Source organism: Streptomyces sp. Tek67B01 (assembly GCF_055231995.1).
In genome coordinates this window covers 3,695,306-3,711,472 of sequence record NZ_JBUYUY010000001.1, presented here as the reverse complement: position 1 = coordinate 3,711,472, position 16,167 = coordinate 3,695,306, and the positions used below count along the sequence as shown (strand labels likewise).

The 16,167-nt window shown below is 70.4% G+C and carries 13 protein-coding genes, 1 tRNA gene and 1 pseudogene; 6 read left to right on the top strand and 9 right to left on the bottom strand.

Annotation, left to right across the window (positions count from 1 at the left end):
* Positions 1 to 48: 48 nt before the first annotated feature.
* From ACV7NM_RS16710 to ACV7NM_RS16690, 5 genes are all read right to left on the bottom strand, one after another.
* Positions 49 to 882 (bottom strand): J domain-containing protein, encoded by an 834-nt coding sequence (locus tag ACV7NM_RS16710; RefSeq protein WP_463411014.1) that lies wholly within the window; start codon positions 880 to 882, stop codon positions 49 to 51.
* 130 nt (positions 883 to 1,012) lie between these two features.
* Entirely contained in the window at positions 1,013 to 2,449 is a 1,437-nt protein-coding gene (locus ACV7NM_RS16705; protein ID WP_463411013.1) for a DUF2252 domain-containing protein, read from the bottom strand.
* Positions 2,450 to 2,516: 67 nt separating this feature from the next.
* The gene (locus ACV7NM_RS16700; RefSeq protein WP_463411012.1) at positions 2,517 to 3,176 is read right to left on the bottom strand and encodes a response regulator; all 660 of its coding nucleotides are present in this window, start codon (positions 3,174 to 3,176) and stop codon (positions 2,517 to 2,519) included.
* Between the two features lie 8 nt (positions 3,177 to 3,184).
* A complete protein-coding gene (locus ACV7NM_RS16695; protein ID WP_463411011.1) occupies positions 3,185 to 4,867 on the bottom strand; it encodes a sensor histidine kinase in 1,683 nt (560 codons plus the stop codon).
* 329 nt (positions 4,868 to 5,196) lie between these two features.
* A tRNA-Leu gene (locus ACV7NM_RS16690) sits at positions 5,197 to 5,279 on the bottom strand.
* Between the two features lie 292 nt (positions 5,280 to 5,571).
* Here ACV7NM_RS16690 and ACV7NM_RS16685 point away from each other — a divergent pair.
* From ACV7NM_RS16685 to pknB, 6 genes are all read left to right on the top strand, one after another.
* Positions 5,572 to 6,405 carry an FhaA domain-containing protein gene (locus ACV7NM_RS16685; protein ID WP_463411010.1) on the top strand — a complete coding sequence of 278 codons (834 nt, stop codon included), beginning with the start codon at positions 5,572 to 5,574 and terminating at the stop codon, positions 6,403 to 6,405.
* 10 nt (positions 6,406 to 6,415) lie between these two features.
* Entirely contained in the window at positions 6,416 to 6,916 is a 501-nt protein-coding gene (locus ACV7NM_RS16680; protein WP_329196616.1) for an FHA domain-containing protein FhaB/FipA, read from the top strand.
* Between the two features lie 144 nt (positions 6,917 to 7,060).
* Entirely contained in the window at positions 7,061 to 8,527 is a 1,467-nt protein-coding gene (locus ACV7NM_RS16675; protein ID WP_463411009.1) for a PP2C family protein-serine/threonine phosphatase, read from the top strand.
* A gap of 31 nt (positions 8,528 to 8,558) precedes the next feature.
* Positions 8,559 to 9,983: an FtsW/RodA/SpoVE family cell cycle protein gene (locus ACV7NM_RS16670; RefSeq protein WP_463411008.1), complete on the top strand. Its 1,425-nt coding sequence runs from the start codon at positions 8,559 to 8,561 to the stop codon at positions 9,981 to 9,983.
* A complete protein-coding gene (locus ACV7NM_RS16665) occupies positions 9,980 to 11,440 on the top strand; it encodes a peptidoglycan D,D-transpeptidase FtsI family protein (RefSeq protein WP_463411007.1) in 1,461 nt (486 codons plus the stop codon). The genes ACV7NM_RS16670 and ACV7NM_RS16665 overlap by 4 nt, the downstream gene beginning before the upstream one ends.
* Positions 11,441 to 11,594: 154 nt before the next feature.
* A complete protein-coding gene (gene pknB / locus ACV7NM_RS16660) occupies positions 11,595 to 13,622 on the top strand; it encodes a Stk1 family PASTA domain-containing Ser/Thr kinase (protein ID WP_463411006.1) in 2,028 nt (675 codons plus the stop codon).
* 61 nt (positions 13,623 to 13,683) lie between these two features.
* On the opposite strand, the gene ACV7NM_RS16655 is transcribed toward pknB, so the two are convergent.
* The 4 genes and pseudogenes from ACV7NM_RS16655 to ACV7NM_RS16640 form a co-directional block, all read right to left on the bottom strand.
* Positions 13,684 to 14,424: a class E sortase gene (locus ACV7NM_RS16655; RefSeq protein ID WP_463411005.1), complete on the bottom strand. Its 741-nt coding sequence runs from the start codon at positions 14,422 to 14,424 to the stop codon at positions 13,684 to 13,686.
* Positions 14,425 to 14,460: 36 nt separating this feature from the next.
* Positions 14,461 to 15,138 (bottom strand): annotated as a pseudogene (locus ACV7NM_RS16650) (class E sortase); the annotation flags it as partial.
* Between the two features lie 143 nt (positions 15,139 to 15,281).
* Positions 15,282 to 15,920 carry an aminodeoxychorismate/anthranilate synthase component II gene (locus ACV7NM_RS16645; protein ID WP_463411004.1) on the bottom strand — a complete coding sequence of 213 codons (639 nt, stop codon included), beginning with the start codon at positions 15,918 to 15,920 and terminating at the stop codon, positions 15,282 to 15,284.
* Complete coding sequence (locus ACV7NM_RS16640) at positions 15,917 to 16,093, bottom strand: hypothetical protein (RefSeq protein ID WP_463411003.1); 177 nt, start codon at positions 16,091 to 16,093, stop codon at positions 15,917 to 15,919. Before ACV7NM_RS16640 ends, ACV7NM_RS16645 begins: the two co-directional genes overlap by 4 nt.
* Positions 16,094 to 16,167 lie beyond the last annotated feature (74 nt).

Genomic DNA, 16,167 nt, shown 5'->3' with positions numbered 1-16,167 from the left:
CCCATCCGCGCCGGCCTCATCCGGGCTGAGCGCCCCGCGCCGGGCGCCTCACTGCTCGGCGATCAGACCCGCCAGTTCCGCCTCACGCCGGGAGACATCGGCCAGCAACTGTTCGGCGATCTCCTCCAGCAGCCTGTCCGGGTCCTCCGGAGCCATCCGCAGCATCGACCCGATCGCGCCCTCCTCCAGCTCGCGCGCCAACGCCGCCAGAAGCTCCTTGCGCCGAGCCAGCCACTCCAGCCGCGCGTACAGCTCCTCGCTCTCGTTGGGCCGTGCCGCCTCCGGCGCGGGACCCGCCGCCCACTCCTCGGCCAGCTCGCGGAGCACGGTTTCCTCGCCCCGCCCGTACGCCGCGTTGACCCGCGCGATGAACGCGTCCCGCCGTACCCGCTCGGCCTCGTCCTGGGCGAGATCCGGATGCGCCTTGCGTACCAGCTCGCGGTACAGCCGACGTACCTCCTCGGTCGGACGCACCCGCTCCGGCGGGCGCACCGTACGGTCGGTGAGCATCGCGGAGGCGTCGTCGGAGACCCCGTCGGAGTCCATCCAGTCGTGGAACAGCTCGTCGACCCCGGGCATCGGCATCACCAGGGACCGCGCGTCGCGGGCCCGCCGCAGGTCCTCGGGCTCGCCGGTACGCGCTGCCTTCGCCTCCGCGATCAGCGCGTCCAGCTCGTCGAGCCGCGAGTACATCGGGCCGAGCTTCTGGTGGTGCAACCGGGAGAAGTTCTCCACCTCCACCCGGAAGGTCTCCACCGCGATCTCGAACTCGATCAGTGCCTGCTCGGCGGCCCGCACCGCCCGATCGAGCCGGGCCTCGGGCCGCTCGTCGCCGGAGTCGGCGGGCTCTTGGGGGACTGTCTGCTCCGTGTGCTCGCTCACCCGGCCAGCCTACGGCCCGTCCGCCCCGGTGGAAGCTTCGTGTTTCACGTGAAACATCCACCGGGGGCGTTTCACGTGAAACATCCACCCGGGTCCGGCCCACCGCCCACCACCCGGAGGGACCGGCCGCTCAGACGCCGAACTCCGCCGCGATCCGGCCCGACCGGACCGCCGCCAGCAGATAGGCGTGGTCGGCCTCGCTCCGGTCCGCGTAGGCCATGGCGAAGGCCGCCATCGCCTCGTCCAGCTCCTCGTTCTTGCCGCAGTACCCCGCGAGCACCCGCGGATCGGCGCTGTGCGCGTGGGCCCGGGCCAGCAGAGCGCCGGTCATCCGTCCGTAGTCGTCTATCTGCTCGGGTGCGAGCGCCGCCGGGTCCACGCTGCCCTTGCGGTTGCGGAACTGGCGGACCTGGTAGGGCCGTCCCTCCACGGTGGTCCAACCCAGCAGGATGTCCGAGACCACCTGCATCCGCTGCTGCCCGGCCACCACCCGGCGCCCCTCGTGCTCCTCCTCCGGCGCGTGGAAGCCCAGCGCGGGCAGGTGCGGCAGCAGCACGGAAGGCCGCGCCTCCTTCACCTGGAGCACCAGCGGCTCCCCGCGGTGGTCCAGCAGCAACACCACGTACGAGCGGGTGCCCACGCTGCCGGTGCCGACCACGCGGAACGCCACGTCGTGAATGGCGTACCGGGCCAGCAACGGCAGTCGGTCGCCCTGCAGGGTGTTCAGGTACGGGCCCAGCGAGGCCGCCACGGCAGTCGCTTCGTCGTCACCGACCCGGCGCAGGACCGGGAGCGCGTCCACGAAACGACGGAACCCGTCGGGACCGGCCTGCGTCGATTTGGCCGCGAACCGGGCTGAGGTGTTGTTGCGGGCCTTCTCCGAGACGCGTTCCAGCGTGCCCAGCAGGTCCCGGGCATCGGTGTGCGAGACCAGTTCCTCGTCCGCGATGGCGTTCCACGCGTCGAGCGCCGGCAGCTTCGCCAACAGCCGCATGGTCCGCCGGTAGGCGCCCACCGCGTCCAGGGCGGCGGCCCGGCAGGTGTCCTCATCGGCTCCGGCCACGCGGCCGGCCAGGACCAGCGAGGTCGCCAGCCGCTTCACGTCCCACTCCCACGGACCGAACACCGTCTCGTCGAAGTCGTTCAAGTCGATGACGAGTCGGCCGCGCGCGTCCCCGTAGAGGCCGAAGTTGGCCGCGTGCGCGTCGCCGCAGATCTGTGCGCCGACGCCGGTCACCGGACCGCCGGACAAGTCGTGGGCCATCAGGCCGGCCGCGCCCCGCAGGAACGCGAAGGGGTTCGCGGCCATCCGGCCCACGCGGATCGGGGTGAGCTCGGCGACCCGCCCCACGTTGGACTCCTCGACCGCGCGCACGGCGTCCGGCCGCCCGGCCGGGGCCTCGAACCGCGCGTGCGCGGAGCGCGGCACGCGTACCCGCAGCGCCCTGCCGGTTTCCTTGGCCGAGCCCGCCACGACCCGCGGCGCGAACCCGGCGACCCGCGGTATCCGCCCGGCTCCCGTCGCCGGTTCCACTTCCACTGCCCGCTCCGCCGGTACCGCCACCATGCGTGCCGCCCCCCACCCGTAACTGCCGTACTTCCCGGCCAACATCAATGATTCGGGCTGACCGTATCTACAGCCCGGCGTCCCTGGCCAGCAGGGCGGCCTGGACCCGGTTCTCGCACTCCAGCTTGGCCAGGATGCGGCTCACGTACGTCTTCACCGTCGCCTCGCTCATGTGCAGCCGACGGCCGGCGTCCGCGTTGGACAGTCCCTCGCCCAAAACGGCCAACACCCCGCGTTCACGTTCGCTCAACTCCGCGACCCGGCGCCGGGCCTCCTCGGCCCGCCCGGCCGACCGTCCCGAAACCAACTGGTCGACGACGTGCCGGGCCGCCCCGGGCGAAAGGTACGCGTCCCCGGCCGCCGCCGCCCGTACCGCGCCGATCAGCTCGCCGGGTGCCGAGTCCTTCAGCAGGAACCCCGCACCGCCCCGGCTCAGGGCCCGCAGGACGTTCTCCTTCTCCCCGAAGGTGGTGAGGATCAGCGCCCGCACGTCGGGAGCCGCGCGACCCAGCTCACCGAGGGCCGTCAGCCCGTCCGTCACGGGCATCTGGATGTCGAGCAGCAGCACGTCCGGCCCATGAGCGCGGGCCAGCTCCACGGCCTCCCGGCCGTTCGCCGCCTCCGCCACGACCTCGATGTCCGGCGCCGAGGTCAGGATCATCCTGATCCCGGCCCGGATCAACGGCTCGTCGTCGGCGATCACCACTCTGATCACTCGTGCCGGCACCCGCGCTCCTACTGTTCGACTTCGTACGCCTGCTTGTCGACGAGCTTGCCGTCCTTGAAGCAGAACCGGAAAGCCGTATCGGTGCCAAACCGCGAGTCCTCTTCGGACAGCAGCACCAGGCAGTGGCTGCCCTCCGGCCGCGCCGGCCCCTTCCCCTCCATTCCGGAGGTCAGGAAGTTCTCCCCGTCCGGCAACCGATCGCGGACCGCCTGCTCGGGCTCGCCCACACGGACCGCGTCGAAGTCGGCACGGCTGATCATCGCGTCCGTCGCCGAACTCACCACCAGCGCCACCCCGGCCCCGATGACGATCACGAGCAACACCACCGCCGCGAAGGCGATGCCGCACCCGAGGGCGACACCCCCGGTACGACTGCGGCCGCGCACCTCAAGCTCGCGGTCCACCGCCGCCCAGTCCATCGGCGGCGCGTCCTTCGACGCCGGCGGTCGGGCCTGTTGGCCGAAGTCGTCGGCCGGCTCCTCGGCCCCCGCCGGCTCCGCTCCGTACGGCAGAACACCGGCCACCCGAAACCCCCCGCCGTCGGCCGCGCCCGCGTACACCATCCCTCCGACCAGCCGGGCCCGCTCCCGCAGCCCCGTCAGCCCCTGTCCGCCCGAAACCACCTCGGCGTCGTCCGGTCCGGCCGCGGGACCGTTGGCGATCTCCACCACCAGCGAGTCGTCCTCGTACCGCAGCTCCACCGCGATGCGCGCGCCCGGGGCGTGCTTGTAGGCATTGGTCAGCGCCTCCTGCACGATCCGGTACGCCGCGTGGTCACAGGCCGCGGCCAACGGCCTCGGCCGCCCCGAGGTGGTCAGCCGCACATCGGTCCCGGCGCCCCGGGCCGCCTCCACGATCCCGGCGATGCCCGCCACCCCGCGCGCCGCCGGCTGCGCCGCCTCCTCGACCGGGGCGGGCGCCTCGACCCCGTCCCGGAGGATCCCGACGACCTCGCGCAGCTCGTGCATCGCCGCGACCGAAGCCTGTCTCAGCACGCCCACCGCCTCGCGCTGGTGGTCGGTGAGCTTGGGATCGACTTCGAGCGCCCCCGTGTGGACCGAGATCAACGCCAGTTGGTGGCCCAGGCTGTCGTGCATGTCCTGAGCGATGCGCTGCCGTTCCCGCAGCCGGGCCTGCCCGGCGACCATCGCCCGCTCCCGCAACAACTGGCCGTTGCGTTCCCGGAGGGCGCGCAACAGGGTGCGTCGCTGGGACCAGTAACGGCTGGCCAGACCCGGCATCACCGTGGTCGCCAGGAACATCAGCGCCGAGAAGACGATCACCAGCAACGGCCGCAGGTACGAGCCCTGTTCCACCACGCTCAGGCCGACCTCCGCGATGAAGGCCACCGTGAAAGCGCCCAGCGCCCGGCCCACCCCGACGATCCGCCGCCCCGCCGACCAGCCCAACAGGCTCGTCACCAACAGCGTTCCGGGCAGGAACGGCGACACGGCCGCCGCCACGACGAGGGTCGTCACCGGCAGGCGTCGCCGCAGCAGCACCAGCAGCGCCACGGCGACCGCGCTGGTCAGCATCCGCGGCGGGGAGCCGTGGTCGAGTTCCTCCACACCCAGGCCGAGCACCACGAGCACCCCCACGAGTGCCAGGTCCACCGCCAGGGTGCGCCGGGTCCACTGCTCGGGTCCCTTCGACCAGTCCCAGCCCGCCCGTATCCTCGCCGTCACATCCACGCGCCCGACCCTAGACACCCTGGCACTGCGGCGGCTGTCCTCTTTCGTCGCGCACCGCACGCCGAAAGTCGGGGCCGCCCGCACGGCCCCACCCTGCCCGCGGCGCCGCCGGATCAGCGGGTACGGATGTCACCGGCTCGCGTGGAAGACCCACGGCCCCTCCATGACGTACGTCACCGGCACCCCACGCCTGACGCGTCCTCAACGGAGCGGTCACACACGCACCCCCGCCCCAACACACGCGGGGACAAAGCAAAACGGCCGCCATCGCTTTCGCGATGACGACCGTTTCGTCGTTTCCAAGAACACCGTTTCATCGGAGTCCTCAGTGGGCGAGGGGGGATTTGAACCCCCACGTCCCGAAGGACACTGGCACCTGAAGCCAGCGCGTCTGCCGTTCCGCCACTCGCCCGAGCAGCTCTCCAGTGGTTCTTCCCTTTCGGGCCGTTCCCCTGGCGACGTCGAAACATTAGCACGTCGGACGGGGTGGAATCACATCGCTTTCCGACCGCCCGCGACCACCGCCACGACGGTCCCCTCCCGCACTCCGCTCCCGGTGCGGGACACTGTCCCTGAAGCGCACCTACGATCCTTGTGAGGACCAACACTCCTGGGCAAGGGAGTGGAGGGGAACCACCCGAATCCGCCACGCGTGGATACGATCAGTAAGCAGTACAGGGCGACAACGACGGAGGAGGTGCCCCATGGGAGTTCTGAAGCGGTTCGAGCAGCGACTCGAAGGTCTGGTGAACGGCACCTTCGCCAAGGTCTTCAAGTCCGAAGTACAGCCGGTGGAAATCGCCGGCGCCCTCCAGCGCGAGTGCGACAACAACGCCACGATCTGGAACCGCGAGCGGACCGTCGTTCCCAACGACTTCATCGTGGAACTCAGCACCGGCGACTACGACCGCCTGAGCCCCTACTCCGGCCAGCTCGGCGACGAGCTCGCGGGCCTCGTCCGCGACTACGCCAAGCAACAGCGCTACAGCTTCATGGGGCCCATCAAGGTGCACCTGGAGAAGGCCGACGACCTGGACACCGGTCTGTACCGCGTCCGCAGTCGGACCCTCGCCTCCAGCACCTCCCAGCCGGGCGCCGCCGCACAGGGACAGGGACAGGCTCCCCAGAGCCCGCAGCAGGGCGGATACGGGTACCCCCCGGTCGCCGCCCCGCCCATGCCCAGCGCCCCGCCGCCCGGCGGTCCCGCCGCCCGCAGGGGCGGCCCCGGCGCCGGCCCGGGAGCGGGCGCCCCGGGCACCACGCGCCGCTGGATCGAGATCAACGGCACCCGCCACCAGATCTCGCGCCCCACGCTCGTACTCGGCCGAAGCACCGAGGCCGATGTGCGGATCGACGACCCCGGCGTATCGCGCCGGCACTGTGAGATCCGGACCGGAACGCCCCCGACGATCCAGGATCTCGGGTCCACCAACGGCATCGTGGTGGACGGGCAGCACACCACCCGCGCTACGCTCCGCGACGGCTCGCGGATCGTCGTGGGCAGTACCACCATCATTTACCGGCAAGCCGAAGGGTGAAGCGGGGGCAATGTCAGAGCTGACCCTGACGGTCATGCGGTTGGGTTTCCTGGCCGTTTTGTGGCTGTTCGTCATCGTGGCCGTTCAGGTCATCCGCAGCGACCTCTTCGGAACGAGAGTCACGCAACGCGGCTCCCGCCGAGGCGGCGGCGCAGGCGGTGCGCCGCAGCAGACGGGGCGCCCCAGTGCGCCCCCGCAGCAGCGGCAGCGCCGAGGGGCGCCCACCAAACTCGTCGTGTCCGAGGGCACCCTCACGGGAACCACGGTCGCCCTCTCGGGGCAGACGATCACCCTGGGCCGCGCCCACGACTCGACGATCGTGCTGGACGACGACTACGCGTCCAGTCGTCATGCCAGGATCTACCCCGACACCGACGGCCAGTGGATCGTCGAGGATCTCGGGTCCACCAACGGCACCTATCTCGACCGGACCCGGCTGACCACCCCGACGCCCATCCCGCCGGGCGCCCCGATCCGCATCGGCAAGACCGTCATCGAGCTGCGGAAGTAGTACGAGAATGAGCGAGCGGAGCGAGCGAGCCGCGTCGGTCCGTCCCATCGGGGACACGGACCCGAGCGCGCTCCCGACCGGAGGGTGGGCAGTGTGGCTCGAGACCGGTTGTACCCGGAGGCAGCGTCGACAGGGCAGGTGCGCATGAGTCTGTCCCTGCGGTTCGCCGCCGGATCGCACAAGGGCATGATCCGCGAGGGCAACGAGGACTCCGGTTACGCCGGCCCCCGCCTGCTCGCGATCGCCGACGGCATGGGCGGCCAGGCCGCCGGCGAAGTCGCCAGCTCCGAGGTGATCTCCACCCTCGTGCAGCTCGACGACGACGTCCCGGGCTCCGACATCCTCACCGCCCTCAGCGTCGCCGTACAGCGCGCCAACGACCAGTTGCGCGCCATGGTCGAGGAGGACCCCCAGCTCGAGGGCATGGGCACGACCTTGACCGCCCTCCTGTGGACCGGCCAGCGCCTCGGCCTGGTCCACGTCGGCGACTCCCGCGCCTATCTGCTGCGCGACGGCGTCCTCACCCAGATCACCCAGGACCACACCTGGGTGCAGCGCCTCGTCGACGAGGGCCGCATCACCGAAGAGGAAGCCACCACCCACCCGCAGCGCTCGCTGCTCATGCGGGCCCTCGGCAGCGGCGACATCGTCGAACCGGACCTCTCCATCCGCGAGGTCCGACCCGGTGACCGCTACCTCATCTGCTCCGACGGGCTCTCCGGCGTGGTCTCCCACCAGACCCTGGAGGAGACCCTCGCCGACTACCACGGTCCGCACGAGACCGTGCAGTCGCTGATCCAACTCGCCTTGCGCGGTGGCGGCCCCGACAACATCACCTGCATCGTGGCCGATGTCCTCGACACCGACAGCGGCGACACCCTCGCCGCCCAGCTGAACGACACCCCGGTCGTCGTCGGCGCGGTCGCCGAGAACCAGCACCAGCTCTTCGACGGCAATGCCATGCAGACCCCGGCCGGCCGCGCCTCCGGGCTCGGCCGCCCGGCCGCCCCGCCCGCGGGCGCCTTCGGGCCCCCCGGCAGCGGCGACCACCCCGGTTACGGATACCCCGACCAGGGCCACGGCGGGGGCGGCTACGGCAGCTTCGGCGACGCCGACGCCGGCGCGTACGACACCGAGTCCGGCTACGAGGCCACGTACGACAAGCCCAGCAGGCGTCGCGGCAAAGGGCGCAAGTGGACCACCCGGACCCTGCTGCTGCTCCTCGTCGCCGGTGTGATCGGCGGCGGCGTGTACGCCGGGCACCGCTGGACCCAGACCCAGTTCTACGTCGGCGTCAAGGACGAGCACGTCGCCCTGTACCGCGGCATCAGCCAGAACCTCGCCTGGATCCACCTCTCGCAGGTGGAGACGGACCACCCCGACATCGAACTGAAGTACCTGCCGTCCTTCAAGCGCAAGCAGGTCGAGGCCACGATCGGCGAAGGCAGCCTCGACGGGGCCCGCAAGAAGATCGACGAGCTCGGCGCCCAGGTGTCCGCCTGCAAGAAGGACGAAGCCCGTCGCGCCGCCGAGGCGCAGAACAGCCCGACACCCGGCCCCAGCCTGACTCCCGCGGAGCAGCAGCTGGCCGCCCAGTGCGAAAAGCCGTAGCCACACGCGGGCACAGGGGGCCTGCCACACCATGAGCGTTGTCACCAACACGACCACCATCGGCGCGATCGAGCTGCCGAGCCGGCGGAACACCGAGCTCCTGCTGCTCGGCTTCGCCGTGGTCATCCCGATCTTCGCGTACGCCAACGTAGGCCTGTCGATACACGGCAAGCTGCCCCCGGGCATGATCGCCTACGGGCTCGGTCTCGGCGTGCTCGCCGGTCTCGCGCACCTCGTCGTACGCCGCTACGCCAAGTACGCCGACCCGTTGCTGCTGCCGATCGCCACGCTGCTCAACGGGCTCGGGCTCGTGATCATCTACCGGCTCGACCAGTCCGAGCGGCTACAGAACCTCGCCAAGCGCCAGTTCGGCACCTTCACCGAGTCCGCCCCGCGGCAGATGATGTACACGGCGCTCGCCCTCGCCCTCTTCGCGGTCGTGCTGCTGGTCCTGAAGGACCACCGCGTGCTCCAGCGGTTCACCTACATCTCCATGGCCGCCTCGCTGGTCCTGCTGATCCTGCCCGTCATCCCGGGCCTGGGCGCCGACGTCTTCGGCGCCAAGATCTGGATCAGCGTCGGCGGCTTCTCCATCCAGCCGGGCGAGTTCGCGAAGATCGTGATCGCGATCTTCTTCGCCGGCTACCTGATGGTGAAGCGTGACGCCCTGGCGCTGGCCAGCCGCCGCTTCATGGGCCTCTACCTGCCGCGCGGCCGTGACCTCGGCCCGATCCTGATGATCTGGGCGATGAGCCTGCTCGTCCTCGTCTTCGAGAACGACCTGGGCACCTCGCTGCTCTTCTTCGGCATGTTCGTGATCATGCTGTACGTGGCCACGGAGCGCACCAGCTGGATCGTGATCGGTCTGCTCATGTCGGTCGGCGGCGCCGTCGTCGTCGGCACCACCGCCAGCCACGTCAAGGTCCGCGTCACCGCCTGGCTCGACCCGTTCGCCTGCTACAGCAAGTCCGGCGCCTGCGAGCAGGTCGGCCAGTCGATCATGAGCTTCGGTTCGGGCGGGGTCCTCGGCACCGGTTGGGGACAGGGCAACTCGGACCTGATCGGCTTCGCGGCCAACTCCGACTTCATCTTCTCCACCGTCGGCGAGGAGCTCGGCCTCTCCGGCGTCATGGCCTTCCTCCTGCTCTACGGTCTGATCATCGAGCGCGGCGTCCGCACCGCCCTCGCCGCCCGCGACCCGTTCGGCAAGCTCTTCGCCATCGGGCTCTCCGGCGCCTTCGCCTTGCAGATCTTCGTCGTCGCCGGCGGAGTCATGGGCCTCATCCCGCTCACCGGCATGACCATGCCCTTCCTCGCGTCCGGCGGTTCCTCCGTCCTCGCGAACTGGGTGCTCATCGCCATCCTGATCCGGATCAGCGACACCGCACGCCGGCCGGCCCCGGCTCCCGCCCCGTCCCCCGACTCCGAGATGACCCAGGTGGTCCGCCCGTCATGAACAAGCCCCTGCGCCGCATCTCGCTGTTCTGCGGGCTGCTCGTCCTCGCGCTGCTGATCCGTACGAACTGGCTGCAGTACGTCCAGGCCGAGGAACTCAGCACCCGCAAGGAAAACCGCCGGGTCCAGATCGCCCAGTACGCCACCGAGCGCGGCAACATCATCGTCCAGGGCCAGCCCGTCACCGGCTCCAAGGTCACCGACGGCAGCGACTTCAAGTACAAGCGGACCTACATCGACGGCCCCCTGTGGGCGCCCGTGACCGGCTACGCCTCGCAGGCCTTCGGCTCGACGCAGCTGGAGAACATCGACGACGGCATCCTCACCGGCAACGACGACCGGCTCTTCTTCGACCGCACCATCGGCATGTTCACCGGCGAGAAGAAGCAGGGCGGCAACGTCGTCACCACCCTGAACGCCGCCGCCCAGAAGGCCGCCTACCAGCAGCTCGGCACCAAGAAGGGCGCCGTGGCGGCGCTCGACCCGAGCACCGGCGCCATCCTCGCCCTGGTCAGCACGCCGTCCTACGACCCGTCCAGCTTCGCCGGCTTCTCCAAGGACGACGGCAAGGCCTGGCGCGACCTCAACAACAGCGAGGACAAGAACCTCGTCAACCGCGCCCTGCGCGAGACCTACCCGCCGGGCTCCACCTTCAAGGTCGTCACGGCCTCCGCCGCGCTGGAGAACGGCGTCGTCACGGACATCGACGCCCCCACGGACACCCCCGAGCCGTACATCCTGCCCGGCACGAAGACCCCGATGGTCAACCACGCCAGCGGCTGCGAGAAGTCGAGCCTGAACAACGCGCTGCGGGTCTCCTGCAACTCGGTCTTCGCGAACATGGGCGACAAGGTCGGCCGCGACAAGATGGTCGACATGGCCCAGAAGTTCGGGTTCAACAGCACCATCGACACCCCGGTCCGCGCCTTCGCCAGCGTCTACGACAAGACCATGGGCCGGGACGGCAACGCGCAGAGCTCCATCGGCCAGTTCAACACGGCGGCGACCCCGCTCCAGATGGCCATGGTCACCGCGGCCATCGCCAACGACGGCAAGCTGATGAAGCCCTACATGGTCGACCAGCTGACCGCGCCCAACCTGGACGTGATCGAGAAGCACGAACCGCAGGAGATGAGCCGGCCCGTCTCCGCCGCGACCGCGCAGAAGGTCCAGCAGATGATGGTCAACGTCGTCGAGAAGGGCACCGGCACCCCGGCCAAGATCGAGGGCGTGACCGTCGGCGGCAAGACGGGTACCGCCCAGCACGGCGAGAAGAACGCCAAGCGCCCCTACGCCTGGTTCATCTCCTACGCCAAGCTCCCCAACGGTTCCTCTCCCGTGGCGGTCGCGGTCGTCATCGAGGACAGCGCCGCCGACCGTGAGGACATCACCGGAGGCGGTCTGGCGGCACCCGTGGCCAAGGCGGTCATGGAAGCCGTCCTCAAGACCAAGGGATAAAAGCGAAGACAGTATCCGAGCACTCGGTACCGGTCTCGTATCAGCCTGTGGTCACGAGACGATCACCTCCGATCGGCCGGTAGCCTTTGCGCGAACAGCACACCGCCGGACCACACACAGGTGCGGTCGGGACTGACGGAGAGGGCTGCAAGTTATGGAAGAGCCGCGTCGCCTCGGCGGCCGGTACGAGCTGAGCCACGTGCTCGGCCGTGGTGGCATGGCCGAGGTGTACCTCGGTCACGACACCCGGCTCGGCCGTACCGTCGCCGTCAAGACCCTGCGCGCCGACCTCGCCCGCGACCCGTCCTTCCAGGCCCGGTTCCGCCGCGAGGCCCAGTCGGCCGCGTCGCTCAACCACCCGGCGATCGTCGCCGTCTACGACACCGGCGAGGACTACGTAGACAACATCTCCATCCCGTACATCGTGATGGAGTACGTCGACGGGTCCACCCTGCGCGAGCTGCTGCACTCCGGCCGCAAGCTGCTGCCCGAGCGCACCCTGGAAATGACCATCGGCATCCTCCAGGCCCTCGAGTACTCGCACCGAGCCGGCATCGTGCACCGTGACATCAAGCCCGCAAACGTGATGCTCACCCGCACCGGCCAGGTCAAGGTCATGGACTTCGGCATCGCCCGCGCCATGGGCGACTCCGGCATGACCATGACGCAGACCGCCGCGGTCATCGGCACCGCCCAGTACCTCTCCCCCGAGCAGGCCAAGGGCGAACAGGTCGACGCGCGCTCCGACCTCTACTCCGCCGGCTGCCTGCTCTACGAGCTCCTCTGCGTACGGCCGCCGTTCGTCGGCGACTCCCCGGTGGCCGTCGCCTACCAGCACGTGCGCGAGGAACCGCAGCCCCCGTCGAACTTCGACCCCGAGATCACGCCGGTGATGGACGCCATCGTCCTCAAGGCACTGGTCAAGGACCCCGACTACCGCTACCAGTCCGCCGACGAGATGCGCGCCGACATCGAGGCCTGCCTCGACGGGCAGCCCGTCGCCGCGACCGCCGCCATGGGCGCCGCCGGATACGGCTACGGCGACCAGGGCAACGGGTACGGTCACCAGGGCTACGACCAGCCCACCACCGCCCTGCGCAGCGCCGACGCCGGCCAGACCTCGATGATGCCCCCGACCCCCGGTGACGGCGGCTACGGGTACGGCGACCAGGGCCACGGCGGCTACGACCAGGGCGGCCACGGCCGCCGGCCGCAAAAGAAGAGCCGCGCCTCGACGGTCCTGCTGGCCGTCGCCGCCGTCCTCGTCCTGGTCGGTGCCATCCTCATCGGCCGCACCGTGTTCAGCGGCGGTGCGGACAACCGGCCCTCCGTCCCGAGGCTGATCGGCGAGACCCTGGCCTCCGCCCAGGAACGCGGCAAGAACGTCAGCCTCACGGTGGTGCAGGACGGCACGATGGAATGTGCCGACCAGCCCAAGGACCGGGTCTGCCAGCAGACCCCGGCGCCCGACAGCAAGGTCGACAAGAACTCCACGATCAAGGTCAAGATCTCCTCGGGTGCGCCCCCGGTGGCGGTCCCCGACGTGCTGCGGGCGAAGTCGGATCAGGCCGAGTCCATCTTGCAGGGCAAGGGCTTCCAGGTGGAGAAGAAGCTGGTCGAGTCCGATCAGTCGCCCGGCATCGTCCTGGATCAGGACCCCAAGGCCGACGTCAAGGCGGAGAAGGGTTCGGTCGTCACCCTGACCGTCTCGAAGGAGATCGCGAAGGGCACGGTCCCGGACCTCACCGGCAAGACGCAGGACGCGGCGGCCAAGCTGCTCTCCGACGCCAAGCTCAAGCTCGGCAGCGTCACCGAGGTCGACCCTCCGGCGGGAACCACTCCGGCACCCAAGACGATCGTGCAGCAGCAGTACGCGCCGGGGATGGAGCTGGCCAAGGGCACGACTGTCAACGTCAGCATCGCCAAGGCCGCGGCGCCACAGCCGACCGTCGTACCGCCGCTGACCGGTCAGACCGTGGCCCAGGCCAAGCTGACCCTCCAGGCGAGCGGCCTGGCCTTCGGCTCGGTCCTCGCCGGTCCGACGGACGACAACGCGGTGGTGCTGGACTCGAACCCGCCGGTCGGCACGCCCCTGCCCTCCGGAACGGTGATCAACGTCCGCACGGCCAAGGGTCAGGACGGCGGGTTCTTCGGCGGCCTCACCGGAGGCAACCGCCGCTGACCCCGGCCCGACGGGAACGGCCCGGCCCTCCCCCTGGGCGGGGAGGGCCGGGCCGTTCCCGTCAGCGCAGTTCCGCGGGCGGGGTGCGCCGGGCGTCCACCTTCTCCGTGCGCACCAACTCGCCCCACACCACGTACCGGTACTTCGAGGTGTACACGGGGGTGCAGGTCGTCAGCGTGATGTAGCGCCCCGGAGCCGTCCTGCCCGACTCCTTCGGGACCGGGTTGATCACGTCCACGTCGTACTTGGAGGTCTGGCGCAGCTCCGCGAAGACCTTGTACACGTACCAGGTGTCGCGCGTCTCGAAGACGATCGCGTCGCCTTTCTGCACCTTGTCGATGTCGTGGAACTTCGCGCCGTGTCCGTCGCGGTGCGCCGCCAGCGTGAAATTGCCCTTCTCCTCCCACGGCAGCGCCGCCTTCACCGGCTCCGTGTAGTACCCGGCGACCCCGTCGTTGAGGACCTCCGGCGACGTGCCCGGCTTGACCAGCACCTCGCCGTTGTCCATCGCCGGCACGTGCAGGAACCCGATCCCGCCCCGGGTGTCCAGTGCTCCGGGCGCAGCCTGCCGCGGCGCCCCGCCCGGCGGCGGCTGCTGCTTCCACTGGCGCCGGACCTCGTCGGCGCGCGCCGACGCCTGCCGGTCTGCCAGGACGTTCGTCCACCACAGCGAGTAGGCCACGAACAGGCCCAGCACCAGGCCCAGGGTGATCAGGAGCTCGCCGAGCAGGCTCAGGACTCCCGCGAGGACACTGCGGCCGCCGGGCGGCGGTGCGGAACGGTGGCGGCGGGCACGTGACACTGCGGATTCGTCCTCTGTGGCGTACGTACGGTCGGCTTACGGGCTGTTCAGCGCGGGCGGGGGACCCTGGCCGCGGGGGCGTTCCCCGGTCATCCTGCCCCATACGATCAACCGGTAGGTGCTGGTGAACTCCGGCGTGCAGGTCGTCAGGGTGATGTACCGGCCGGGTCCGGTGAACCCCGAGCCCTCGGGAACCGGCTTGATCACCGACACGTTGGCCGGTGAGGTCTGCGGCAGCGCGGAGGTCATCTCGTAGGTGTAGTACGCGTCCCGGGTCTCCACCACGATCGGGTCACCCGGCACCAGCCGGTTGATGAAGCGGAACGGTTCGCCGTGGGTGTTGCGGTGACCGGCCAACGCGAAGTTTCCCTGCGCGTCGGCCGGCATGGCCGTTTTCAGCGGTCCCTCGCCGTAGTGCCCGACCATCCCCTTGTCGAGCACCTGCGTCTTGCTGACGCCCTCCGCCACCGGCACCTTCACATCCAGTTTGGGGATGTGCAGGATGGCGAAGCCCTGGCCGGGCTCGAAGGCCGCCGGCGGCGGTGCGGCCGACCCGCCGGGGGCGTGTTCCCAGTTCTGCCGGAGCGAGCCAGCGGCCCCGTGCGCCGTCCGCTCGGCCAGCACGTTGGTGTACCAGAGCTGGTAGGTGACGAACAGCAGCATCACCACCCCGACGGTGATGAACAGTTCCCCGAGGGCCCGGCTCAGCACCACCAGCGGGCCGCCCGAGCGCGGGCGCCCGCGGCGGCGTCCACCGCCCCGCTTGCGCTCCCGCGCGTGCGTACGCTTCGCGGCCTCCTGTGCCGCCTTGCGCCGCGCGGCCCGGCCCCCCGTGGGGGCGGACGGCGCGACGGTCGTCACGCGACGGCCTTGCCCACCACCGGGGCCAGCCCCACCGACCGCTCGACGGCCCCGGCGTCACCGCAGCGCACGAGCCAGTTCGCGAGCATCCGGTGGCCCCACTCCGTCAGCACGGACTCGGGATGGAACTGCACGCCCTCGACGTCGTGCTCGCGGTGCCGCAGGCCCATGATGATCCCGTCCCCGGTGCGCGCGGTGACCTCCAGCGCGTCGGGGAGGGTCTGCGGCTCGGCCGCGAGCGAGTGGTAGCGCGTCGCGGTGAACGGCGAGGGCAGCCCCGCGAACACGCCGAGCCCCTCGTGCACCACCGGCGAGGTCTTGCCGTGCAGCAGCTCCGGCGCCCGGCCGACGACCCCTCCGTAGGCGACGGCCATCGATTGCATGCCGAGGCAGACGCCGAAGACCGGAACGCCAGTCCCGGCGCAGTGCCGCACCATGTCGACGCAGACGCCCGCCTCCTCCGGGGTTCCCGGGCCGGGCGACAGCAGCACGCCGTCGAAGCCGTCCTGGGCGTGCGCGAGCTCCACCTCGTCGTTGCGCAGCACCTCGCACTCGGCGCCGAGCTGGTAGAGGTACTGGACCAGATTGAAGACAAAGCTGTCGTAGTTGTCGACAACCAGAATGCGCGCGCTCACTGAGCAGCTCCCGATCCCTCGTCCACCGTCACGTCGTTGAACGGAAGGAGCGGCTCGGCCCACGGGAAGACGTACTGGAACAGCACGAACACCACCGCGAGGACCAGTGCGAGCGAGATCAGCGCGCGTACCCGTGCGTTGCCGGGCAGGTGCCGCCAGATCCAGCCGTACATCGTGCCCGCTTCCCTCTCGTTCCACGTTCCTCCCACGCACCGCGGGAGCGGTACCGCAACAGACTAAAGCCAGC

What these genes read in the sequence shown, in the direction of transcription:
- ACV7NM_RS16685 (WP_463411010.1), top strand. Translation starts at nt 5,572, where the DNA reads ATGGGAGTTCTGAAGCGGTTCGAGCAGCGACTCGAAGGTCTGGTGAAC.
- ACV7NM_RS16675 (WP_463411009.1), top strand. Translation starts at nt 7,061, where the DNA reads ATGAGTCTGTCCCTGCGGTTCGCCGCCGGATCGCACAAGGGCATGATC.
- ACV7NM_RS16680 (WP_329196616.1), top strand. Translation starts at nt 6,416, where the DNA reads ATGTCAGAGCTGACCCTGACGGTCATGCGGTTGGGTTTCCTGGCCGTT.
- ACV7NM_RS16705 (WP_463411013.1), bottom strand. Translation starts at nt 2,449, where the DNA reads ATGGTGGCGGTACCGGCGGAGCGGGCAGTGGAAGTGGAACCGGCGACG.
- ACV7NM_RS16670 (WP_463411008.1), top strand. Translation starts at nt 8,559, where the DNA reads ATGAGCGTTGTCACCAACACGACCACCATCGGCGCGATCGAGCTGCCG.
- ACV7NM_RS16665 (WP_463411007.1), top strand. Translation starts at nt 9,980, where the DNA reads ATGAACAAGCCCCTGCGCCGCATCTCGCTGTTCTGCGGGCTGCTCGTC.
- ACV7NM_RS16640 (WP_463411003.1), bottom strand. Translation starts at nt 16,093, where the DNA reads ATGTACGGCTGGATCTGGCGGCACCTGCCCGGCAACGCACGGGTACGC.
- pknB (WP_463411006.1), top strand. Translation starts at nt 11,595, where the DNA reads ATGGAAGAGCCGCGTCGCCTCGGCGGCCGGTACGAGCTGAGCCACGTG.